Raw genomic sequence first — 23,928 nt, forward strand, 5'->3', positions numbered from 1 at the left:
ATCGCTGCTTACATCACCAATTACAGGGCGCGCGCCCCTGTGGTTGCCAGCTGGCAAATGTGCGTCATCGCATCGGCATTTTTTTCATAATGTGCGGCCAGATAATCGCGGGCGAATGCGGCCTGCTCTGGTGTACTACACAGCGCAAACAAGGTCGGGCCTGCGCCTGAAATACCGACATGACCAATCCCCTGCGCCATCAGTGCCGCCCGGATCGCCGGTAATTCCGGAATCAGCGGCGTACGCGCAGGCTCTGCCACCACATCTTTTAATGCCGCAAACGCTTCGGTTTCATCTTCGCTGTATAAAGCAGCGACAAAACGCGCCACAGTACCGGCAAATTGAATACTGTGTTTTAACGTCAGTTGCTGCGGTAATACGGCACGCGCCGCTTTGGTCGAGAGCACTGTACCCGGATAACTCAGCACCACCTGCCAGTGTGAAAACCACGGTAGTTTGCGATACAGTAACGGGCTTTCCGGTAACATCAGCTGTAAACCACCATGCAGCGACGGCGCGACATTATCGTAATGCACGCCACCACTGACGCCCCCTTCACAGACAGCTGTCAGTTCCAGCAGTTCACGCTCTGACAACGGCTTGCCGAAATAGTCGTTAAAGGCGTAACAAGCCACCACAATCGAACAGGCACTGGACCCCAGGCCACTGCCAACCGGCAAATGCTTGACCAGCCGCAGGTTCAGCCGCGGTAAAGAACGGCCGACTTTTTGCTCAAAGGCATAAAAACTAGTTAAGACCAGATTGTCATTGCTATCGCCTGGTAACTGGTGAACATAACGGCCCGCCAATTCCAGCGACATGCTGTCTGCTTCGCCGAGGATCTGTAACTCATCCCCTAACAAAGTACCGTCCACTGCTTCAAATGCTGCGCCAAGTAAATCAAAACCAACCGAAAAATTCCCGGTGGAGGCCGGCGCAAAATACGACTTCATGCTTAAACCTCCTGCTGCCAGCCCAATGTGCGCATCACATCGCCAAACACACCGGCGGCAGTGACCGCCGCACCGGCGCCATAGCCACGCAGTACAAACGGAATTGGCTGGTAATAGCGGGTATGGATCGCGAGCGCGTTTTCGCCATCTTTGACCTTAGCCAGCGGATGGTCCAGATCTAAGGCCTTGACCGCGACTTTGCACTGACCGTCGGCAATCTCACCGATAAACCGTAGCACTTTGCCTTGTGCCTGCGCCGCCGCCACTTTGTCCGCATACCAAGTGTCCAGTTCCGGCAATTTGGCCATAAAAGTCGCTACATCAGTTCCCGGTGCAAAATCGGCCGGCAATACGCCTTCGACAGTGACATCAGCTAAATCCAGTTCCAGACCAGCTTCACGCGCCATGATGAGCAGCTTGCGCGCCACATCCATGCCGGATAAATCATCGCGCGGATCGGGCTCGGTAAAGCCCATCGCTTTCGCTTTGGCGGTGACTTCAGACAACGGCAGGCCTTTTTCCAGCTCGCCAAACAAGTAACTGAGGCTACCGGACAAAATCCCTTCAAACGCCACCAATTCATCACCGGCATTAAGCAAACCCTGCAGCGTGTCAATGACCGGTAAACCGGCGCCAACCGTGGTTTCATACAGGAAACGACGGCGATTGCGCTGTGCGACCTGACGTAGTTCGCGGTAGTAATCAAGGCTTGCTGTGTTGGCTTTTTTGTTCGGTGTCACCACATGGAAACCAGCCGCCAGGAACTGACTGTACTGGGCCGCGATGGCTTCAGAACTGGTGCAATCAATCAACACCGGATTGGTTAAATGATGTTCCTGCACAAATTTATCCAGCGCCGCCAGTGAGAACTGACCAGTCGCGGCAGTCATATCCGCCTGCCACTTCGATAAATCAATGCCCTGCCCGTTTAACAGCAACTGCCGTGAATTAGCGATGCCATAGACACTTAAACGCACGTTGCGGTTTTGCAGGAACTGCTGCTGACGTTCAAACTGCGCCAACAATTCGCTGCCGACTACGCCGCAACCGACCAGGAACACATCGATACTGGGCACGTGGCTGAAGAAGTTTTCGTGACACACTTTCACCGCATTTTGACAGCTTTGTTGCTCTACCACGGCAGAGATGGAGCGCTCGCTGGAATCCTGCGCAATCGCCACCACGTTGACCCGCGCTTGTGATAAAGACGCAAAAAACTTGGCGGCAACACCACGGTGCTGGCGCATGCCATCACCAACCAGACTGACAATCGCCATATCGGTCTGGATAGACAAAGGCCGCAGCAGCTTGCCCTGCAGTTCCAGTTCGAATTCGGCTTCCAGCGCACGTTTGGCGGCAGTTAAATCCAGTTGCGCCACACAGAAGCTGATACTGAATTCACTGGACGACTGGGTGATTAAATTCACTGACACCTGCTCGCGCGCCATCGTCGCGAAAATGCGCGAAGCCATACCAACCACGCCTTTGAGGCCTGGGCCAGACACAGTGATCAGGGCCAGATGCTCTAGGCTGGAAATGCCTTTGACCAGGCTGTCGCCGCTATTGTGATTATCGATACAGCTGCCCGGCGCCTGCGGATTCAGCGTATTTTTGATGTAACAAGGGATTTGATAACGCGCCAGCGGGCCTATGGTTTTCGGATGCAATACTTTGGCGCCGAAATAAGACAGCTCCATCGCCTCGTCATAAGACAAATGGTCAATCAGCTTGGCATTTTTCACCTGACGCGGGTCCGCACTATAAACCCCATCCACGTCGGTCCAAATTTCACAAACCGAAGCGCGTAATGCTGCAGCCACGATAGCTGCTGAATAATCGGAGCCATTGCGGCCCAGCAAACACAGTTCGCCCTGCGCATTGCTCGAAACAAAACCGGCTAAGACATAAACTTGCGCAGCCTGTTTTTTCACTGCAGCACCGAGTGCAACTTCTGAAGCAGCGACATCCGCCACCGCATTCAGATAATCACCCTGGCTTTTCACGCATTGCACCGAATCAAGCAACACCGCTTTAACTTGCTGTGCCAGCAGTAATTCGGTCATCAGCGCCACGCTGAATTGCTCACCGAGGCCAAGTAACTGCGCCTTGATATGGTCCGGGCAATAATGCAGCAACTCGACGCCCTGCAATCTGTTACTGAGCGTTGCATCTTGTGCAGCGACCACCGCCTGCAGACGTTGCTGCGCCGCGGCATCAATCACTGCAGCCGCGTCAGCCTGCATTTTCTGCAAACGTTGGCGCCAGCTTTGCAACGCATCCTGATAACCAGTACCCAGAAAGGCCAGATCAGTCAACTCCACCAATAAATTGGTCACGCCATGCGGCGCGGATAATACCAGTCCTACCGGCTCGGTCTGTGGCTGCGACCGCACAATAGCCGCAACTTCCAGAAACCGCGCCACAGACGCTAACGACGAACCCCCAAACTTAAGCACCCGCATTTTTTGCTCCTCAGATAAAACGCAAAAGGCCCGTGACTGTTGAGGTCACGGGCCTTTTATCAAGACAATACGCCGCCGACCTCCTACCCCGCAGGGCTGGTGGTAATAATCGTGGTGGTTGTATTGATATTTTTTGTATATTTCATGCGTCTTATATGCGCATTGTTTTAGACGTCTGTCAATCTATATGTTCAAAATATTGTTAGTTTGCCTTCTTGTGATAGTCGGTCTCACCGGCCTGATAACAGCATACCCGATTCCGGCCTGAACGTTTCGCATTATATAACGCCATGTCGGCGCAACGAATCAGATCATCATGCAGGAAATGTTGCTTCGGCACAAATTCAGCAACGCCGATGCTGAGTGTGGTACGGATGGTCTGCTGATTAAACAACATCGGATAGTCAGCAACGGCCCGGCAAATCCGCTCAGCGACTTCTTCCGCCCCGTCCAGACCAGTATCTGGCAGGATAATGCCAAACTCCTCGCCACCGTAGCGACCAAACAAATCTGAGTCACGTAACAGGCTGCTGATAAAAGATGACAACTCAACTAAGACAAAATCACCGCCCAAATGACCATATTTGTCGTTCAGATCTTTGAATTTATCCAAATCAAACAAAATCAGACTCAGTGAATGCTGGTAACGCTGCGCACGATGTATTTCCTGCTTCAGCTGCTCTTCCCAGTACCGGCGGTTCTGTACTTTCGTCAGGCCATCCTGCCGGTTAGCTTTTTCCAGTTCAATCAGTGTGCGGCTCAGATGCTGCTGATAAACAAATGCATCGGTGGCATCTTCAATCAGGATACAAATCAGTGGCTGCTCGTGTTGGCCGGTTTCCAGCGGTAGCATGGTGCAATTCTGCGCCATGTACTGGCTGCTGCTGGTGATAGGCCGCAGATGCGGCAATTTAAAAATATACTGACGCTGCTCCCAGCTGCTAAAAGCCGGTGTTTTTAAATCCAGCACGCTCATCAACTTACGTTTGAGCCAAGCTTCCGGTAAATCAGCGAACACGCTAAACAGGGACTTTCCGAGCACGCCGGCCAACTGCAGGTTGCCGTGGCGTTCAATAAATGCGTTCAGATATTGAATATTGTATTCATCGTCAACAACAATCACGCCGCTGTTCAGTGCGGCGAGAATAGGACTGCTTAACATCGCATGCGACATCAGTAGGCTTCCAGGATCCGATCCAGGATATGTTTGATATTGGTCACTGCTTCGCCCGGAATTAACAGAATCATGTCGCAATTAAAAGAATGATCAATCAGCTGATAACTGATATCTACTTTCAACGCATGCTCCCAATGAAACGAGGTATTTTTCAGTACATCAGCGACATTGCCATGACGTGAAGACAGTATTCTAGGTGCAGAATATGACAAACTGTTTTCAATCTGGCTGGCTAAACCGTTTAAGAAGGTCGTCGTCAAAATTGAGCTGATGTCGGTCAACATCTCAATCTCTGAAACGTCCCCCGGCTCATAGCCCAGCAGCGTCGAGATTTTGTGCGCGTTTTCCATCTTATACAACACAATGGCTTCACCACGCACACCTTCGTTACCAAAAAAGCCCTGACTGACCAACGCAGCTTCAGCATCCTGATAGCGGTTTTCAAACTCAGCCGGAATATGCATGGCGCCAACAAGGGCTATCGACGGTACTTGCAAATGAACGAAAGTATTGAGGAATCGCGCTAGCTTATCGCTAGCCAATCCCATCGCCACGTTAATGATTTCCTGCAGGCAATCGCGCTGCTCTTCGCTGAAACCCAGATTATTCATATGAAACCATACTGTTTCAGTACGCCATTGATTTTGTCTTCGTTCACTGGTTTTTGTACAAACGCCAGTGCCCCAAGTTCCATTACCCGCTTTTGCATTTCCGGTTGGATGTCCGCTGAGATCACGATAACAAAACAGTCGATCCCTTCGGCTTTTATCGCCTCAAGCACACCCACACCATCCAGCTCAGGCATCGTCAGATCTAAAAATACCAAACCGATTTCCTGGCTGCGTAATACAGCCAGCGCTTCTAGACCATTACTGGCAGTTTGGAACTCAGCATCAAAAGACTCTGGCAGACTCTTTCTCACTTGCTTGCGGGCTAAAATTGAATCGTCACAAATCAGGACTGGCAAAGCCATGCAGAACTGCCTCTGAATTTCTAATAATTATTTGAAGTTACGGGCAAAATATAACCACTTGCCCCTTTGATTGCAACATCCGATCATCGTACTGTGTGAAATGAGCTGAAGCTTTTTGCCGATAACTGGCTCTCTTAACAGGCTGATTTGGACTATAGTTGGCCTGCTTCAGACGGCTACAGGCATGACTGATACTGTAACCTGCACGCACAGGGACAAATTCTGTAGTAAAGTATTTTAATTATTGTTTTTTTTAGCTAATTTTATAGCATGTGCTGGTAAGCACTCTGCGACAAGCAGCAGCGCGTTCAGAACTCACAGGATGTCAGATGCAACAAAAAAGTCTTTCGCGCAAGCTGCTGACCAAAGTGCTGTCAGTTTATTTCATCCTGACCTTTGTTGTAACACTGGGCCAAATCGTGGCCGAGTACTTCAACACAAAAAATCATATCAATGGTGAGTTGGCGACGTTACAACAGACCATCTCTGGCTCACTGACCCGCGCCATCTGGGAACTCAATACTCAACAGGCGCTGATTATCGCCGACGGCTTGTTAGCCATCCCATCAATTGAAGGCATTATTGTGCGTGACGACAGCGGTGCTGTGATCACGCAGCTTGGCCAGTATGTTGATATCAGTGAGCGCTACAGCAATCAGCTGGTCAAAGAGGGGGTGCGACTGACAGAACAGCAAAGTGGCTTGTTTGGTTATACCTTTCCCCTGATTTTTGAATTTTCCGGCCGCGCTACTCAAGTCGGTGATGTCACGTTGTTTTCAAGCCGGACCATTGTACTGGACCGGATCAAGGTCGGGATTTATTTCCTGATCGGCAACGCGGTGTTAAAAACCACCTTTTTGATCATTCTGTTCTTAATCGCCTTTCGCAAACAACTGACACTACCACTTGCCGAGTTAACCCAGCAGATTGAAGAGCTTGAGCTGGATAACCTTGAAGATACCAAGGTCGAAATCCAGCATGGCGACACCAATGAACTCGCTGTGATGGCCGATGCCTTCAACCGGCTGATCGCCCGGGTTCAGGATTACAAAGGCCAACTGGAAAGCACCCAGAAGCAATTGCTGCAAAGCAACGAAAAACTAGACCAGCACAATCTGATCTTGGAACAGGAAGTCGCCAGAAAGACCTCAGGCCTGAGTCAGGCAATGATGGATCTGCAACAACAAAAGCAAGAGCTCGAGGTAAAGCAGCAGGCACTACGCGAAGAAATTGAACGTCGCCGCCACACTGAAGATGCCCTGCGCAACAAACAGAGTGAGCTGGAAAAACTGGTTAACGATTTACGTCAGGCGCAAGACCGGCTGGTACAGTCGGAAAAAATGGCCGCCTTAGGTGGTTTAGTTGCTGGTATCACCCACGAAGTGAATACGCCGGTGGGTATTGGTGTCACGGCAACCAGCTTCCTCGCTGAAAAACTGGCCGCGCTTGAACATTCATATCAGGAAAAAAGCCTGTCGCCTAAAGCGCTGGAACATTTTATTGAAGAAGCCAAACAAGGCACTGAGTTACTGAATACCAATTTGGTGCGTGCTTCAGAACTGATTGCCAGTTTCAAACAAATTGCAGTCGATCAGACCAGTGAAGCGATCCGCACTATTCAGCTGCAGGATTATCTGACTGAGATTATCCGTTCACTGCAGCCACACTTTAAAAAGACCAAACATCATATTGAGGTGAATTGTCCGGAAAATCTGGTACTGAGCTGCCCGGCCGGTGCTATTTCGCAGATATTCACCAACCTGCTGATGAATTCTCTGATCCATGGCTTTGAAGATATTGACGAAGGCAACATCAATATCACCGTGATCGACGAGGGCAATATCGTCGACATCAATTACAGTGACAATGGTAAAGGTCTGACACCGGAACAGTTGGAGAAATTATTCCACCCGTTTTTTACCACCAAACGTGACCAGGGCGGCAGTGGTCTTGGTACGCACATTACTTATAACCTGGTACGTCAAACTCTCGGCGGCAGTATTCAGGTCCGTAGTGAACCAGGTCAGGGCCTGGCCTACCATATCCGTTTTCCAAAAGTGCTGAAACGTTAAGCAATTGACAATGCGGCGGCGGCGCTTTGTGCTGTCTGCCGGTTGTCGCTCCGGACTTTCCGGTTATACTGACCGTCTTCTGAGATCCGGACCTGACAGACTATGTGGTTTAAAAACCTGCGTGTATACCAAATTACTGAACCGTTAAACCTCAATATTGAAAAGCTGGATACAGCGCTGGCTGAACATAAATTCACGCCTTGTATGGGCCAGGATGCGCTGAAACTGGGCTTTACTTTTCCGCTGCACCCGAGCATTAAATCCTACGCCCACCAGCTGGAGCACTTGTTTGTATTCGCGTTGAAACGGCAGGAAAAAGTGTTGCCGGCAGCCGTGATCAATGAAGAACTACAACCCAAAATTGACGCATTGGAAGCTGAAAAAGGCCGGCCTTTGGGCCGCAAAGAAAAACAGGCGTTGAAAGAAGAGCTAATCCAGACATTATTGCCACGGGCATTTAGCCGTTCGACTGTGACTCAGGCGATCTATGACGCCAAAAACAACTGGTTTATCGTCAATACCAGCTCAGCCAGTCGCGCGGAAGATTTGCTGGCACTGCTGCGTAAAGCGCTGGGATCACTACCCGCGGTGCCTTGGATTGACAGTAATCAGCTCAGTCAGTCAATGCAGCAGTGGCTGAGCAATCAGGCCTTGCCTACTGGCTTTAGCCTTGGTCATGATGCGGAGCTAAAGGCTCCAGATGAAGAAGGTGCTAAAGTCCGGTTCAGCAACCATGTGCTGACCACGGATGAAGTGCAAAGCCACTTAGAAGACAAACTGGTGACTAAACTGGAGCTGGTGCAGCCGGAGCAATTGAGTCTGGTGATCTGTGAAGATGGCAGTATCAAAAAGCTGCAATTCGAAGAGTTACTGGCGAACAAAAACGACGAACTGGGCTGGGAAGATTTAGTATTGCGGCTCGATGCCGACCTGCTGGTGATGGCTAATGAACTGGCGCAGGTCCTGCAAGTGTTTAAAGACCAGGTTCAGCCTTTGGTAAAGGCGTAACGGTAAGCATTGGGGCGGGCTGTCTGGTGACGCGGACAGCCGATCCCATCACATAAACATCGTTTTTGCGTCTTGATAGTGCTGCTGTACTTGTGGTTCCTGCATAAAATCTAGCTTTGGAATTAGTCCTTGCTGCAAATAACTGTCCAACAGCTGCGATTCATTGCTGCGCAGTGGATATTGTTGGCGGGTGATAGCCGCCAACCGGACAAAATCGGTATAACAAGGCTCGTCAGTCACCGCTAACCCTGCCCAATCCTGAACCACCCGGACAAAAATATCAGCAAAAGACCAGCTTTCCAGGATCACTACACCAATCTTCGGCGATAAATCGCGGATGGCGTGACGTAGATAAGCCGGTTCGGCAAATACCGCCGGATACTTTTCAGCTTCGGTCAGGATCGGTAAAGCGCCAATCTGATACACCAACGCGGCAAGCGTCATAGTGTCCATATTCAGTGACGTATGCTTATGTTTTTGTTGATAAAACTTCAGGCATGCCATCGATATACAGGTAATTTCAATGGTATCACGCCACAGTTCCGCCATTTGTTCTAACACCTGCGGATGCTGGCTGACAAACAACTGCTCAAGCGCCATCGCCGTGGCAATATTTTTGACCTGAAACAACCCGATCCGTGTCACCGCCTGATTCAGCGTATTAACCTTGATACTGCGCCCTAAAAATGCGCTATTGGCGACCTTCAGCATCCGTGCAGCGAGCGCCGGATCCAGTGCGATCACTTCTGCCATCGCATGCAGGTTAATGTCGGGATCATCTGCCGCCTGGCGAACCCGCACAGCGATTTCTGGCAGCGTTGGCAACACCAGCACGTTATTGCGCAGTTTTTCGGTCAGAAGCGTCAATAATGCATTATCCGCCGACATATAAATTCCTCGCTGCTGATGAACGCTCCGACCAGATTTGTTGTAATGCGGCCAGATCGGTTGGGTTGTATGGTTGCGCCGGAAATTTTCCCCAGACCGGTGCCGGCCAGCTCTTGTCGGTCTGAAACCGGGCAATGTGGTGCAAATGTAATTGCGGTACCATATTGCCCAGTGCTGCCAGATTTAGCTTGTCTGGCTGATAGTCACTTTTGAGGTAAACACTCAGCGTGCGACTTTCCAGCCACAACTGATCTTGGTCAAGCTCGGATAGATCGATCACATCGCGCACAGCGACACGACGCGGAACCAAAATAAACCAGGGATACTGCTGGTCATTCACCAGTCGTACCTGACATAAAGGCCAATCGGCCAGCCATACTGAATCAGCAGCCAGCTGCGGATGGAGCTGAAAATGCTCTGTCATTCTACCTTCCATTGTTTCAGTGGTTCGCTTGTAACTGCTGGTGCTGCATGCGCTGAATAATCAGCTGGCAGGCCAAAGCGTCCTGAGATTTTGCCGACAATTCCAACTCAGCCGCCAACTGAGTGATCTCCGGAAAGCCCATACTGCCGGCACATCCTTTCAGACTATGGGCTTCATATTGTAATACCGCCAGATTATTGTCTTGTTGCAACTGTGCCAGTTGTGCCAACTGTGCCGGCAGACGTTCGGCAAAATCTTGTTTCAGAGCAATAATCGCTGGGTCTTGCTCTAGTTTAGCGGCTAAATCCTGCTCCAGCTGCTGCGCTTTACGCGTGTAGTTACGGATCATCGCATAAAAGTCGTGCTGCACTATCGGCTTGCCCAATAACGCCTGACAACCCGCCTCGAGATAGCGTTGGTGGTCTTCCCGCATCACATTGGCGGTCAATGCAATGATTGGCACATCGATACCGGCATGGCGGATTAACCGGGTAGCCTCTTCACCGCCCATCTCCGGCATTTGCATGTCCATAAACACCAGATCAAAATCTTCCAGTAAGAGTTTTTGCACCGCCTGATGGCCATTGGCTACCATGGTAAAATCTGCATTGATCTTACGAAGTAATACAGCGACCAACAGCTGATTGTCGGTATTGTCTTCAGCTACCAAAATTTTCAGTTGCGGCAGACAATCGGATTCCGGTTGCACTGCATCTGGGTTAGTACTCGGTTCGAAATGATCGACCAGGCTAATTTGCTGCGTTTCACAATGCATCAGGATCTCAAAACAGCTGCCCAGTCCTTTGACGCTTTCTACCCGGATATCGCCGTTCATTTGCTGCATCAGTTTTTTCGAAATAACCAGGCCTAAACCTGTGCCGCCAAAGTTTCGCGTGACGGTCGCATCAGCTTGCACGAAAGGCTGAAACAACTTGGTCAACTCTTCGGCACTCATGCCAATTCCAGTGTCTTTAATACGGATCACCAACAGCTCGTCACCGGACTGATAACTGACCTGGATGATAATTTTGCCGCGCTGCGTAAACTTCAGCGCATTGCTGGTCAGATTGAGCAATACCTGGCGAAAACGTAATTCATCAGTTCGCAATTGTGCCGGTAACGGATAGTTCAGCTCGAGCACACAATCCAGCACCTTGGCCTGTGCCTGATTTTTCGTTTGTTGGTAGATATCATCGATAAGCTGAAGAAAGTTAAATTGGACATAGGACAACTCGAGCTTATCGGCTTCAATTTTCGACAGATCGAGGATGTCATTGATCAGCTTCAGCAAATGGTCGCCGCTGCGCAAAACACGCTTTAGATAGTCGGTTACTTGCTCATGGTCTTGCTCGATAATCGCCTGCTCACTAAAGCCGATAATCGCCGTCAGCGGCGTACGGATCTCGTGGCTCATATTGGCGAGGAATACGCTTTTCAGCCGGTTCGCCTGCTCTGCTGATTCGCGGGCCAGGATCAATTGCTGGTTAGCGCTGGCAAGATTACTGTTCGCGCGAGCCAGATCCTGTGTCCGCTTCTGTACTTTTTCTTCCAATTGCTGTTTGTAAGCCCGTTCCCGCTCCCGGTAGACCCTGAGCTGGCGCACCATGACATTAAATGCGGCAAACATGTCCCCCAGTTCGTCTTGTTTTTTAACCGTCAGCAAAGTACTGAGATCACCACGGCCAACAGCGGTTTTAGCCTCGGTCAGCACTTTGATCGGTTCAAAAATGTATTTGATGAGCAACCAGTAGCACAACAATGGCAAACCAATGGCAATCAGGATGCTAAGTATAAAGACCAACACTGGTAAGAACTCAGAGACATCCATCAACTCTGTTTCTTCGACCGCACTAACCAACATGAAATTACCGGGCAACTCAGCACCTAGCACTAACATCGGTTTACCAAGTAGAACAATATGCTGTAACTGTCCGGCACCGACTGATTGTTGTACCTGGGAAAAATTGGATGGCGCCAGTGCGCTGCCGATCAGATTCGGTTTGTCTGCATAAGAAATGATGCCACCGGCGCTGACGAGCAAATTGACATTGGAAGGTAACATGCGGTTCTGCACAATCTGATCCAACGCATCGGTGTTCAGATTGACGACCAAGTAACCCCAAAGCCGGTCAATTTCGTTCGCATCACTGGCAAGCTGATAAATTTTTTGAGCAAGGATCACTTTAAGTTCTTGCTGATCATTTTCCCGACTAATAAAAATACCGGCATCTTCAATCATGCCCTGCAACGACGTAAAGTAATCGGCTCGGAATCGACTGCCTGCCGCGACTGCGCTCCCCGCCGCAACAGGCGACTGAAATACTAATTCACCGCTTAAGCGCAATAGTCTGATCTGCTCAGCGTCTGGGTACGCTTTTTGGTAGTGCTTTAGCTGGGTAGCCAGCGACTTTTCCGCATTGGGTTGCTCTGATAAAAATGCCAGCGTGGTCTCGGTCTGACTTAAATGCTGCAGATGCATCTGGTGATTACGCAGATAGACGTTGAGTTTATTTTGCTGGATCTGCAGATGCTGAGCGACTTTGATGAACGCCTGCTGGGCAAATGATGACTCGCTGTATCGATATGCCAGATAGCCAAATGCCAATGTGGGCAAAACCATCAACGGAAACATATAGATAACAAGAGTTTCGCGGAGTCTCATTCGTCCATTAACCTGACTCTGACCATAGGGAGGGTGTGACTACAGCATAAACAGACAGAACCCAACCGACAACCAATTTCAATGGAAAGCTGCTAGCCGTCAGTGTTTAACTTAACCTGACGGCCTGGGTTCTGCGAAAAACTGCGGATTAGCTTAAATAGGCTGCAGCAAGACTGCTTACCGGTGCTGCTGAAGGTTTGCCATGCTGCCAATCCCCGCCATCGACACCGCTGCCAGCGATATCGATATGCACATATGGCAAGCCATGTGACAATGCAGAGTTCTGGTCTAACCCGGCAGCAACCACTAAAAATGCCATCGGGAACTGGTGGCCACGCGCGGTGACTGATGATGGCGCGTTATTGCAGCTCAGCACATCATCGGCACAGGTACGGGCTTTAATAAAGGCGAAGTCTTCGCGCCGGCTGGACGACAATTCAGACGGATCTCCCCACAGTTCACCGGCAGCTGCGATAGTCGCTGACACACCAGCCTGTCGGGCCGCACCATTTTCGACCAATGCCGTATATGGCCCGACCGCACGCGCCGCATGGCCGGTTAAAGTAGCTACTGAAAACAGTGTTGGGTTTACCGCATGTTGAGCCTGAAGACGTAAATGTGACATCAGGTCAGCCAGCACCAGTCGACCTTCGGCATCGGTATTGCCAATTCTGACCCGAACCCCAGCATGACTGGTAATAATTTCATCGGCGACAAATGCGTCTGAGCCGATACTGTTTCGTACAGCACCGATCTCAGCGATAACTCGCAAGCCCGCAGGTTTTAAAAGTGCGACAGTTTTCATAAAACCGGCGACCGCAGCGGCCCCGCCTTTGTCGCGACTCATACCGGCCATACCACCGTTGATTTTTAAATCTGCGCCGCCGGTGTCATAGACCAAACCTTTACCTGCGAACAACAGTGTTTCGGTAACTTCACCTGCAGGCATATATTCCAACCGGATCACGGCCGGTTTATGCCGTGCTACAGCCAAAGAGCTGCGGGCAACGGCCATCAGCAATGGATAGTCGGCAAGCAGCTGTTCGGTATTCGTTTCTACTTTGACTTTTACATCGGTATGCTGGAATGCATCTACACAATAATCGGCAAAACGCAGTGGTGTCATCCGTTCAGGCTCGGTACCACAGAGGTCACGGGCCAAACGCCGGCCAGCTTCTGTCGCAACCAGAAACGCCGCCTGCGCGTCAGTGAGACCAAGCAGACCAATCTGCTGAACCGGTTCTACATTTTGTTCGCCACGTGCTTCACGCCCTTCCAGTGGCTGCCACAGCGCTTGTGCCGCGGCCAGATATGCAACTTCCAACGCCTGTGCATAACGCGCATCATCCGGTGCCTGCAGCCAAATCAGTGGGCGCACTGCGCCAGCCGCTTTGGCTTGTTGGATCGCGACTTTTGCCACATCAGCAAAACACCGTACATCATCATAATCACGCAATAATGGACCCGTTGGTGCCAGAATCAGCCGCTTACCGGCGGCCAGCGGGCAAATCAGCGTCACCGTTTCACGACCAATACGCTGGTCGATAGCCTGGTGGCTGGCAACAAATTCGGTCAACCCGGCGTCAGGTAACCGGGTGAAATGTTCAGCGATACAAATCAGTGCATCCCAGTCAGCAGCAGAAGCGGCCTGTAGGGAAGACACAGCGACAGGAGTTGGAAAAGCCATTGATTAGTCCTTGGAAAGGCTGCCAGACCAGCAGAGATCAGATAATTTTATTTTCTTGCCAGAGTTTTTCTTTACGCATCCGCTCCTGGCGTTTTTCACACGGATTCTCACAATCACAAGCTTTTTCGATGCCAAGCGCATCAAGACCGCCGCAGCTGCCAGCAATAGTTTTACGTTGCACGATATAACCAATTGCCATAGCCAGCACAACGATTAGCAACACAGCGAACGTCAACAGAAATACTTCCATGACAACCTCTTTAGGCATTGAAGTGAAACAACAAGTTAGTCGAAAACCAACATAGGGGCTGATATTTTACCAGTATTTTAGTCGTGCCGACTACGCCAGATGCACTTTACTACTTGTCGCTCATGGACGCGCCTGCACGCGAACCGATACAGATAGATTGTCGCACCAACTGGGTTGAACATTGCCCTATCGTTCAGCCATAAAAAAACCAACCCGCAGGTTGGTTTTTTCAAACTCACTAAGCTTAACCGCCGAAGTCATCCAACAGAATGTTGTCGTCTTCTACACCTAAGTCTTTGAGCATGTTGATCACCGCTTTGTTCATCATCGGTGGACCACACATGTAGAACTCACAATCTTCTGGTGCTTTGTGGTTTTTCAGATAGTTCTCAAAAATCACGTTATGGATAAAGCCGGTGTAGCCAGTCCAGTTGTCTTCCGGTTGCGGATCAGACAACGCAACGTGCCACTTAAAGTTCTCGTTCTCGGCCTGTAACATGTCGAAGTCTTCAACATAGAACATTTCGCGTTTAGAACGGGCACCATACCAGAATGACATTTTGCGCTTCGATTTCAGCCGGCGCAGCTGGTCGAAAATGTGCGAACGCATTGGCGCCATACCTGCACCACCACCGATAAATACCATCTCAGCATCGGTATCTTTAGCGAAGAACTCACCAAAAGGACCAGAAATTGTGACTTTCTCGCCACCTTTCAGGCTCCAGATATACGATGACATTTTACCGCAAGGTAAAGTCAGGTTATTTGGTGGCGGAGAAGCGATCCGCACGTTCAGCATGATAATGCCTTCTTCTTCCGGGTAGTTCGCCATTGAGTAAGCACGAATCGTCGGCTCGTCTACTTTGGACTCCAGCGTGAAGAATTTGAAACGTTCCCAATCACCGCGGTACTCTGCAGGAATATCAAAATCTGCATATTTGACGTGGTGAGCTGGTGCTTCAATCTGAATGTAACCACCGGCACGGAAAGGCACTGATTCACCATCCGGGATTTGCAGCTTCAGTTCTTTGATAAAAGTGGCTTTGTTATCATTAGAGATAACCGTACAAGCCCATTTTTTGATACCAAAGATCTCAGCCTCAACTTCGATGTCCATGTCAGTTTTAACGCTGACCTGGCAAGCCAGACGACAACCTTCGCGGCGTTCGCCTTTAGTCAGGTGACCAAATTCGACTGGTAACACATCACCGCCACCGGCGTGAACGTGCACACGACACTGACCACAAGAACCACCACCGCCACAAGCTGACGACAGGAAGATCCCCCGATCTGCCAGCACGCTGAGCAGTTTGCCACCAGCACTGACTTTCAGCGCTTTGCTGGCATCGCCATTGATATTGATTGTCACTTCACCGGCTGAAACCAGTTTGGCTTTCGCCACCAGGATCATCACGACCAGTGCGACAACCAGCAAGGTGAACATACCAACACCAAGATAAATCTCAGTATATTGCATTGTTTTTTCCTTCTACTACCGATGCTTACAGGGATACGCCTGAGAACGACAGGAAACCCAGACTCATCAGACCCACCATGAAAAAGCGTGAACCCAGACCACGTAAAGCCAGCGGCACGTCGGCATATTTCAGTTTTTCACTGACTGCAGCCATAACAGTGATCGCCATTGTCCAGCCGATACCACTACCCAGACCAAAAACTGTACTTTCAGCAAGCGTATAGTCACGTTCAACCATAAACGCTACCGCACCGAAAATTGCACAGTTCACCGTGATCAACGGCAGGAAGATACCTAAGGCGTTGTAAAGCGCCGGTACATACTTGTCCAGGAACATTTCCAGCACCTGAACCAAACCTGCAATTACACCAATGTATGCAATGAAGCCAAGGAAGCTTAAGTCTGTATCCGGAAAACCGGCCCAATCTAATGCACCCGGCGCCAAAAACTGCTTAAACACGATGTTATTCAACGGTACTGACAATGCCAGTACCACTGTGACTGCAACACCTAAGCTAAACGCCGTTTTGACTTGTTTGGAAATTGCAATAAAAGTACACATCCCAAGGAAAAACGACAGTGCCATGTTTTCAACAAAAACAGCACGTACAAACAAACTCAAATAATGTTCCATCTGCTACTCCTTAGTGCTGTTCTTGCTGCTCTGGACGCCAGGTCCGCAGGGCCCAAATTAACAGGCCAATGATGAAGAATGCACTTGGTGGCATTAACAGCAGACCGTTTGGTACGTACCAACCGCCAGCACTAACCAGTGGCAGAATTTCAACACCCAGTAATGTGCCAGAACCAAACAGTTCGCGAACTACAGCCACAATCACCAACAGCACGGTGTAGCCTAAGCCATTACCGATACCATCTAAGAATGACATCAGTGGAGGGCTCTTCATGGCATAAGCTTCGGCACGGCCCATAACGATACAGTTCGTAATAATCAGACCGACGAAAACCGACAGCTCTTTTGCAACGTTATATGCATAGGCTTTAAGGATTTGGTCAACTACGATTACCAGTGACGCAATGATCGTCATCTGCACGATAATCCGTACGCTTGATGGGATATGGTTGCGGATCATTGAGATAAACATGCTGGAAAACGCCGTTACCAACATCAGAGCAACACCCATTACCAGTGCTTTATCAAGCTTGGTCGTCACTGCTAACGCAGAACAAATGCCAAGAACTTGTAATGCGATAGGGTTGTTGGCGAACACTGGTCCAAAAACCAGTGATTTCATCTCTTTAGCACTAGCCATTGTTTAATGCTCCTTGACGCACTTTAGTCAGGAATGGGGCAAAACCTTTAGCTCCAGACCAGAACACAAAAGTATTTTGTACACCGTTGCTTGTAATTGTGGCACCTGAAAGGCCATCAACCTGATAGGCAGAAGCTGGATCCGCGTTACCCGGCTTCAGAATTTTGATCGCAGGCTGACCGTTTTCATCAGCAAGTTTCTTACCGACAAATTGTGCAACCCACTTCGGATTCTGAATTTCTGCGCCCAAGCCCGGTGTTTCACCGTGCTCGTAGTAGTTCAGACCTTTGATGGTATTGCCATCTTTATCCAGCGCCAGAAAACCATGCATAGTTGACCATAAACCGTAACCGTGTACTGGCAATACGATGGCACTGATTTGTTTAGACTCGATACCGTCCGCAAAAGCCAGATAGACAGGTGCTATTTTGGCGCGAGTCTTAATCTTAGCTTTATCGTCTTTTTCATCCAGAGTAATACTACCCGCTGGATCCTTCATCATCTTGCGATAATCATAAGACAGTGGATCCTGATCAACAAAATCACCAGTATCTAAATCGACCAGACGGATTTGCACATGCTTTTCAAACTGTGCTTTGATGTCTTCACCATTTAGCATCCCGGTTGCGATCAGAATATTTTTCTGTGCATCTAGTAACTTGTTTTCTGCTTGTTTCGGCCGCAAACCAACCGCTGACGCTGCTACAAAAATCGCACAGATCAGACACAAGCCAATCACGACAAAAAACGTTTTGCCGATGCTTTCGTTATTATTAGACATTACGAGCCAGCCTCCGCTTAATGTTTGATTGCGCGACCATATAGTCAAACAAAGGCGCAAACAGGTTGGCGAACAAAATTGCCAGCATCATGCCTTCCGGATAAGCAGGGTTCACCACACGAATCATTACAACCATGAAACCGATCAGAATACCGTAGGCCCATTTGCCCGTGTCGGTAAATGACGCAGATACCGGGTCCGTTGCCATGAAAAACAAACCAATAGCAAAACCACCTAATACAACGTGCCAGTACCAAGGCATCGCGAACATCGAGTTAGTGTCAGAACCGATCAGATTGAACATGGTCGCAAACACAATAGTACCCACCAGCACGCCGGATACTATGCGCCATGACGCAATACGCAGGTAAATCAGTGCCAAGCCGCCAACCATCAACGCCAATGTAGATGTTTCGCCAATCGAACCAGGAATAAAGCCGTAAAACGCATCCCACCATTGCTGATTGATCGACCAATCGGTGATCGAACCGTTTGCACCTTGCGATAACAAAGTTGCGCCTGAATAACCATCAGCAGCTGTCCATACTTTGTCACCGGAAATTTGCGCTGGGTAGGCAAAAAACAGGAAAGCACGACCAGCCAGTGCTGGGTTCAGGAAGTTACGGCCTGTACCACCAAAGACTTCTTTGGCCACAACAATACCAAAAGAAATACCGAGGGCAGCCTGCCACAGAGGGATTGTCGCAGGGAGGATCAGCGCAAACAGGATAGAAGAGACGAAGAAACCTTCGTTGATTTCATGTTTGCGCACAGAAGCAAACAGTACTTCCCAGAAACCACCGACCAAAAACACGACCGCATAAATCGGCAGGAACCAACAGGCACCGTACCACATTTTTGCGCCCCAGCCTGAGTCAGCTGTGAGTTCGCCGCCAAAGGCGTGGAACAAACCTACTTGCCAGGTGTCGGGTAATTTAATAGTTTCAGATAAGACTGACGCGGCCTGATGGCCGATATTAAACATACCGAAGAACATCGCTGGGAACAGCATTAACCAAACGAAAATCATGATGCGTTTCAGATCGATACTGTCGCGTACGTGAGTTGCAGATTTGGTTACTTTGCCTGGAGTGTACAGAATAGTGGCAACTGCTTCATAAAGCGCATACCACTTTTCATGTTTGCCGCCTTTTTCAAAATGCGGCTCAAGGTTTTCAATATAATGCTTCAAACTCATCTTAACCTTCCTTCTGGATGGTCGTCAGCGCATTTCGCAGTGCCACGCCATAGTCGTACTTACCAGGGCAGACAAAGGTACAAAGCGCCAGATCTTCTTCATCCAGTTCTAAACAACCTAACGTTACAGCACCATCGGAATCGCCAACCAACAAGTCACGCAGTAACAGCGTTGGCAGAATATCCAATGGCATCACGCGCTCATAGTTACCAATCGGCACCATGGCACGGTCAGAACCGTTTGTTGTAGTTGTCATGTTGAACAGACGTTTAGGGCTCAGATGAGACAGGTATGCGCGGGTAACCGAGAATTTACTAGCCCCCGGAGCCAGCCAACCAAGGAATTCTTTTTCAAACCCTTCAGCAAGGACTGAGATTTGATTATGGAATCGTCCAAGATAGGCATGCACACCAACAGCAGTTCTGCCAGCAAGCACTGAGCCTGAGATGATACGATTCGAACCGTCGTTCAGCTCACCTTCGATCAAGGTTGGGATTGAAGCACCCAGCACAGTTTTGATCAAACGTGGATTTTTCACGACAGGACCAGCCAATGAAATAACACGTTCAGCGTGGTATTCACCTGTAGTGAACAGTTTGCCGAGTGCAATCACGTCCTGATAATTGATATGCCAGACCACTTTGGTCAGTGAAACCGGCTCAAGGAAATGGATGTGTGTGCCTGGCAAACCTGCCGGATGTGGACCAGCGAATTCTTCGACCTGAACCTGGCCAGCTACCGGCACATTGGCGCCAGCTGCTTTACAAACGTAAACCTTATTAGTGGTCAGTTTGCTCAGCACAGTCAGACCATGCTGGAAGTCCGCTGCAGCAGCAGCGATGACGACCGCAGGATCAGCGGCTAACGGGTTGGTATCAATTGCCGTAACAAAAATCGCCCGTGGCGTACTGTCAATTGCTGGAATGGCACTGAAAGGCCGCGTACGAAACGCTGTCCACAATCCAGAATCCAGGATCTGCTGTTTCACAACACCAGCATCAAGGCTGTTTAATGCCGCAGCATCAAATTTCTGGAATTGCACCGCCTCGTTTGAGCCGTCAGCTTCAATCACAACGGATTGCAGCACACGTTTGGCGCCACGGTTAATCGCAGTTACGGTCCCGGAGATAGCGGCAGTAAATTTTACGCCAGGATTTTTTTTGTCTTCAAAAAGACCCTGACCTTTTTTTACTTTATCCCCAACCTCAACCAGCATTGTAGGACGCATACCGACATACTCTTCACCCAGCAACGCGACCGTTTTGACGGCAGGACCGTCATGGATCACTTGTTTAGGACTGCCCGACAGGGGAATGTCCAATCCTTTTTTAATTTTAATCATACGTACTTGCACTACTTTAACGGGAAGAAACAGGGCCTGGTTTTTACGGCTGCTCGCCTCGCAGCGCACCTGGCGAAAGCTGGCTGAATTTTAACCAGATTTCAACAGATACACGTACATAGCGGCGGATTTTAGCACTAAACCCACAGACCAGCTATGATAAATAACACTTTTATGCAGCCAGGACAGCGACTGTCGGCAAGTGTAGTCAACTTTGAATATATTGCGCATAATCTGCACAAATTCGCTGAAATTCAGCGGTTTTCCTGTTGTTGCCTTGGAGGCTGTCCCCTTCGTCCTACGTTCAAACAAAAGCCGCCAGAAAGGCGGCTTTATTATCTTAAGCTAAATTCGCCAGTGTCACCATCGGAGAAACATCAGCTTCGTAGTCGACATGGCTATAACCGAAGCCAAACAGACGCAGAAACTCCTGATGGTAGCCTTTGTAATCGGTCAACTCGTCGATATTCGCCGTTTCAACCTGTTGCCATAATGCCGTTACTTCAGCCTGAACATGGTCAGACAGCTCTTTACCGTCCATCCGCAAACGACCACCTTCATCCAGCACGCGCGCCGGGTTGTACAAACACTGCTGGAACAGGCCGTAAATTTGTTCAATGCAACCTTCATGGGTGCCTTCTGCTTTCATCACACGGTACAGTAATGAGATATACAGTGGCATGATTGGAATAGCAGAACTGGCTTGCGTTACCAGCGCTTTTAAAGACGCAACATAGGCATGACCACCCTGCCCTGCCAGCTTAGAGCTGATCGCAGATGCTGCCCGGTCCAGATCTTCTTTGGCGCGACCGATAGTTGCTTTACCATAAATCGGCCAGGTCAGTTCTTTACCAATGTAGGTGTACGCAACCGTCTGGACATTTTCAGCCAATACGCCGGCGGCATGCAGCTGGTCTAACCAACGTTCCCAGTCTTCCCCGCCCATCACTTTGACCGTGTTAAAAATCTCGTCTTCATTGGCCGGTTCTACCGACACTTCTTCAATCTCGCGCTTGCTGGTGTTAAGCGTTTTTGCCGTGTAAGCGTTCTGGATTGGTTTTAATACTGAACTGTAAATCTCGCCAGTCACTGGATCTTTGCGTCGAGGAGCAGCCAGACTGTAAACGACTAAATCGATTTTGCCCATTTCAGCGCGGATCAGAGAAATGGCCTGAGATTTCATCTCATCGGTAAAAGCATCACCATTCAGGTGTTTGTTCCACAATCCTTCAGCATTCGCTGCGGCTTCAAAAGCGGCAGTGTTATACCAGCCAGCAGATCCGGTTTTGCCTTCTGTCGCTTCTTTTTCAAAGAAAATACCCAAAGTCTTAGCGCCAGAACCAAATGCCGCAGTGATACGCGAGGCCAGGCCATATCCCGTTGAAGCGCCAATCACCAATACATTTTTTGGACCGTTAGCGACGGTACCATGTTGTTTGACGTAGCCGATTTGCTCATGAACATGTTCAGCACAGCCCACCGGGTGCGCATTGGTACAGATAAAACCACGGATTTTCGGTTGAATAACCATAAAAAATTAACCTGTGTGATGACAGAAACCGCGGTTAGTGTAAAACACTCACCGCCGTAACAGGTCTGATCAGCTTAAATAAAGCGGCTAATGCCGGCGATCGTACCAATATATCGAGCGAGAGAATCACTCAGTTCGCGGTCTTCTCTGCTTTTTTAGAACCGCCAAAGCATTTTGGTGAGGCAGGCGGCTTCTCCGCGTAATACTCGTACCATTCGCTGGGTGTATATGTATGCAAGGCAAGTGCATGGATTTTTTCTGCCAATTCTTCTGCCACGACTGCATTCACCGCTCGATGCCGCTGCAACAGCCGCATCCCATCAAATAACGGCGTGACAATCACAACTTTAAAATGGGATTCAGAGCCCGGTGCAACACTGTGCATGTGACTTTCGTTGATGACATCCAGAAATACAGGTTGGAAGGCATGCAACAATTTCTGTTCGATAGACGTATGGATCAACATGATTGTCTGCTCCTTCGTTCAGCATTAATACTCATAACTCACTTTAGCCAGTGCATTTTGCCTTGTCTGTAGCTAAACAGCTGCAAAAAAAGATAAAGATTCCAGCTTGATTATTGCCGCTTCGCTGCATCAACGCTGTGGCAAATAACGGAAGGTCAGATTAAAGCGCTCAGCATCCAACCGGGTTTGCTTTGGCACCCGGTGTTGCCAGTGCCGCTGACAAGCGCCCGCCATCACCAGCAAATCGCCATCGTTCAGTTCAATAGACAACTGGCTATTGAGCCGTTTATGCCGTAAATCAAAGCGACGCGTCTGGCCAAGACTCAGCGATAAAATCACCGGTTCATCGCCCAGCTCAGGCTCATCATCACTATGCCAACCCATATGATGCTCACCATGCTGATAGTGATTCAACAGCACCGCATTCAGTGGGTGTCCTGTCTGGCGGGTCAGGCGCTGACACAATCCATCAAGCCCGGCTTGCCAGGCTTGCGGATAAAATGTCACCCCAGAATAACGGTAACTGCAATGTGCGTCTCCCATCCAGATCTGCCGACGTGGGATAGCGACTGATCGGCCATATAACTTGATCTGTGGTTGCTGCCAGCTGAGCTCACGCAACTGTTGCTGTAGCTGCGTCGACTCTGTGGCAGATAAAAAACCGGGAAGCAGCCATATCTCAGCGTCTGGCAGAAAATAGCGCTGCAACAAATTGCTTTGCAGCGGAATGACCGGACTTTCGTTGTGACTTGTCTGCGCTTCTGTCAAAATAACTGCCCTTTATTTCTGCCGAACCAGCTTATGTCCAGCCAATTTACCTTAGACCAGATCCAACTGCAGCTGGATCGTTATCCGCCTGAGCAGAAAACCCGCAGCCTGCAGGCCTGGGATGCTGCCGACGAGTTGCTGATACGTTATGCACAGCAACAACTGCCGCACCATCAAGTCCCCTTGCTGCTGGTGAACGATTTGTTCGGCACTCTTGCCTGTGCGCTGCACGCCTGGCAACCAGTGCAATGGTCCGATTCTTATTTAAGTCAGCTCGCGACCCAACACAATCTGCAGCAAAATGGTCTGACAGCTGTAACGCAAATTGCCAGCACCGAGCCTTGTCCGGCCTTTGCCGCGGTGCTATTAAAACTGCCAGGTAACCATAGTTTTCTGCGTTATCAGTTACGACAAATTAAGCAACAGCTGCCGGATGGCGCATCGTTAATTGCTGCGGCAAAAGCAAAAGACATTCACGCCAATCTGCTACAAATTTTTGCTGAAGAAATTGGCCCGGTCAGCGCTTCTTTAACGG

Annotated in this window: 22 protein-coding genes; 3 read left to right on the top strand and 19 right to left on the bottom strand. The window is 49.6% G+C overall.

From position 1 onward, the window contains the following. Positions 1–20: 20 nt before the first annotated feature. The 5 genes from thrB to ACFFJP_RS11325 all read right to left on the bottom strand — a co-directional run bounded on the left by thrB (position 21) and on the right by ACFFJP_RS11325 (position 5,565). Positions 21–953: a homoserine kinase gene (gene thrB / locus ACFFJP_RS11305; RefSeq protein WP_377243707.1), complete on the bottom strand. Its 933-nt coding sequence runs from the start codon at positions 951–953 to the stop codon at positions 21–23. 2 nt (positions 954–955) lie between these two features. Then, complete coding sequence (gene thrA / locus ACFFJP_RS11310) at positions 956–3,415, bottom strand: bifunctional aspartate kinase/homoserine dehydrogenase I (RefSeq protein ID WP_377243710.1); 2,460 nt, start codon at positions 3,413–3,415, stop codon at positions 956–958. A 202-nt stretch (positions 3,416–3,617) separates the two neighbouring features. Beyond that, positions 3,618–4,589 carry a sensor domain-containing diguanylate cyclase gene (locus tag ACFFJP_RS11315; RefSeq protein WP_377243713.1) on the bottom strand — a complete coding sequence of 324 codons (972 nt, stop codon included), beginning with the start codon at positions 4,587–4,589 and terminating at the stop codon, positions 3,618–3,620. Beyond that, positions 4,589–5,203, bottom strand: coding sequence for a chemotaxis protein (locus ACFFJP_RS11320; protein WP_377243716.1), 615 nt, complete (start codon positions 5,201–5,203; stop codon positions 4,589–4,591). The genes ACFFJP_RS11315 and ACFFJP_RS11320 overlap by 1 nt, the downstream gene beginning before the upstream one ends. Then, on the bottom strand, positions 5,200–5,565 hold the full coding sequence (locus tag ACFFJP_RS11325) for a response regulator (protein WP_377243719.1): 366 nt from the start codon (positions 5,563–5,565) through the stop codon (positions 5,200–5,202). Before ACFFJP_RS11325 ends, ACFFJP_RS11320 begins: the two co-directional genes overlap by 4 nt. 329 nt (positions 5,566–5,894) lie before the next feature. Here ACFFJP_RS11325 and ACFFJP_RS11330 point away from each other — a divergent pair, with 329 nt between their 5' ends. Beyond that, positions 5,895–7,637: a sensor histidine kinase gene (locus ACFFJP_RS11330; RefSeq protein ID WP_377243722.1), complete on the top strand. Its 1,743-nt coding sequence runs from the start codon at positions 5,895–5,897 to the stop codon at positions 7,635–7,637. A gap of 102 nt (positions 7,638–7,739) precedes the next feature. Further along, positions 7,740–8,645, top strand: a complete 906-nt coding sequence (locus tag ACFFJP_RS11335; protein WP_377243725.1) for a recombination-associated protein RdgC — start codon at positions 7,740–7,742, stop codon at positions 8,643–8,645. A gap of 48 nt (positions 8,646–8,693) precedes the next feature. Here ACFFJP_RS11335 and ACFFJP_RS11340 read toward each other — a convergent pair whose 3' ends face one another. From ACFFJP_RS11340 to ACFFJP_RS11405, 14 genes are all read right to left on the bottom strand, one after another. Continuing rightward, positions 8,694–9,533, bottom strand: a complete 840-nt coding sequence (locus tag ACFFJP_RS11340) for an HDOD domain-containing protein (protein ID WP_377243728.1) — start codon at positions 9,531–9,533, stop codon at positions 8,694–8,696. Further along, the gene (locus tag ACFFJP_RS11345; RefSeq protein ID WP_377243732.1) at positions 9,520–9,957 is read right to left on the bottom strand and encodes an HIT domain-containing protein; all 438 of its coding nucleotides are present in this window, start codon (positions 9,955–9,957) and stop codon (positions 9,520–9,522) included. The genes ACFFJP_RS11340 and ACFFJP_RS11345 overlap by 14 nt, the downstream gene beginning before the upstream one ends. A 16-nt stretch (positions 9,958–9,973) precedes the next feature. After that, positions 9,974–12,577, bottom strand: coding sequence for an ATP-binding protein (locus ACFFJP_RS11350; protein WP_377243735.1), 2,604 nt, complete (start codon positions 12,575–12,577; stop codon positions 9,974–9,976). A 190-nt stretch (positions 12,578–12,767) separates the two neighbouring features. Next, complete coding sequence (locus ACFFJP_RS11355; RefSeq protein ID WP_377243738.1) at positions 12,768–14,306, bottom strand: M17 family metallopeptidase; 1,539 nt, start codon at positions 14,304–14,306, stop codon at positions 12,768–12,770. Between the two features lie 37 nt (positions 14,307–14,343). Beyond that, positions 14,344–14,556 carry a (Na+)-NQR maturation NqrM gene (nqrM, locus tag ACFFJP_RS11360; protein WP_208931673.1) on the bottom strand — a complete coding sequence of 71 codons (213 nt, stop codon included), beginning with the start codon at positions 14,554–14,556 and terminating at the stop codon, positions 14,344–14,346. Positions 14,557–14,800: 244 nt separating this feature from the next. Next, positions 14,801–16,033, bottom strand: coding sequence for an NADH:ubiquinone reductase (Na(+)-transporting) subunit F (gene nqrF, locus ACFFJP_RS11365; RefSeq protein WP_377243741.1), 1,233 nt, complete (start codon positions 16,031–16,033; stop codon positions 14,801–14,803). Positions 16,034–16,058: 25 nt separating this feature from the next. Beyond that, complete coding sequence (gene nqrE / locus ACFFJP_RS11370; protein WP_377243744.1) at positions 16,059–16,667, bottom strand: NADH:ubiquinone reductase (Na(+)-transporting) subunit E; 609 nt, start codon at positions 16,665–16,667, stop codon at positions 16,059–16,061. A gap of 10 nt (positions 16,668–16,677) precedes the next feature. Beyond that, positions 16,678–17,307 carry an NADH:ubiquinone reductase (Na(+)-transporting) subunit D gene (locus ACFFJP_RS11375; RefSeq protein WP_377243747.1) on the bottom strand — a complete coding sequence of 210 codons (630 nt, stop codon included), beginning with the start codon at positions 17,305–17,307 and terminating at the stop codon, positions 16,678–16,680. Beyond that, the gene (locus tag ACFFJP_RS11380) at positions 17,300–18,088 is read right to left on the bottom strand and encodes a Na(+)-translocating NADH-quinone reductase subunit C (RefSeq protein ID WP_377243750.1); all 789 of its coding nucleotides are present in this window, start codon (positions 18,086–18,088) and stop codon (positions 17,300–17,302) included. The genes ACFFJP_RS11375 and ACFFJP_RS11380 overlap by 8 nt, the downstream gene beginning before the upstream one ends. Then, on the bottom strand, positions 18,081–19,286 hold the full coding sequence (locus ACFFJP_RS11385; RefSeq protein WP_377243753.1) for an NADH:ubiquinone reductase (Na(+)-transporting) subunit B: 1,206 nt from the start codon (positions 19,284–19,286) through the stop codon (positions 18,081–18,083). The genes ACFFJP_RS11380 and ACFFJP_RS11385 overlap by 8 nt, the downstream gene beginning before the upstream one ends. A gap of 1 nt (position 19,287) precedes the next feature. Continuing rightward, on the bottom strand, positions 19,288–20,628 hold the full coding sequence (locus ACFFJP_RS11390) for a Na(+)-translocating NADH-quinone reductase subunit A (protein ID WP_377243756.1): 1,341 nt from the start codon (positions 20,626–20,628) through the stop codon (positions 19,288–19,290). Between the two features lie 340 nt (positions 20,629–20,968). Beyond that, complete coding sequence (gene fabV, locus ACFFJP_RS11395; RefSeq protein ID WP_377243759.1) at positions 20,969–22,159, bottom strand: enoyl-ACP reductase FabV; 1,191 nt, start codon at positions 22,157–22,159, stop codon at positions 20,969–20,971. Between the two features lie 130 nt (positions 22,160–22,289). Further along, positions 22,290–22,625, bottom strand: coding sequence for a BolA family protein (locus ACFFJP_RS11400; protein ID WP_377243762.1), 336 nt, complete (start codon positions 22,623–22,625; stop codon positions 22,290–22,292). 129 nt (positions 22,626–22,754) lie between these two features. Beyond that, positions 22,755–23,393 carry an alpha-ketoglutarate-dependent dioxygenase AlkB family protein gene (locus tag ACFFJP_RS11405; RefSeq protein ID WP_377243765.1) on the bottom strand — a complete coding sequence of 213 codons (639 nt, stop codon included), beginning with the start codon at positions 23,391–23,393 and terminating at the stop codon, positions 22,755–22,757. 33 nt (positions 23,394–23,426) lie between these two features. Here ACFFJP_RS11405 and ACFFJP_RS11410 point away from each other — a divergent pair. After that, positions 23,427–23,928: 23S rRNA (guanine(1835)-N(2))-methyltransferase RlmG (locus ACFFJP_RS11410; protein WP_512700576.1), on the top strand; the 502-nt coding region annotated here is incomplete at its 3' end.

The organism is Rheinheimera tilapiae (genome assembly GCF_042432165.1).
Taxonomy (GTDB): Bacteria; Pseudomonadota; Gammaproteobacteria; order Enterobacterales; family Alteromonadaceae; genus Pararheinheimera; species Pararheinheimera tilapiae.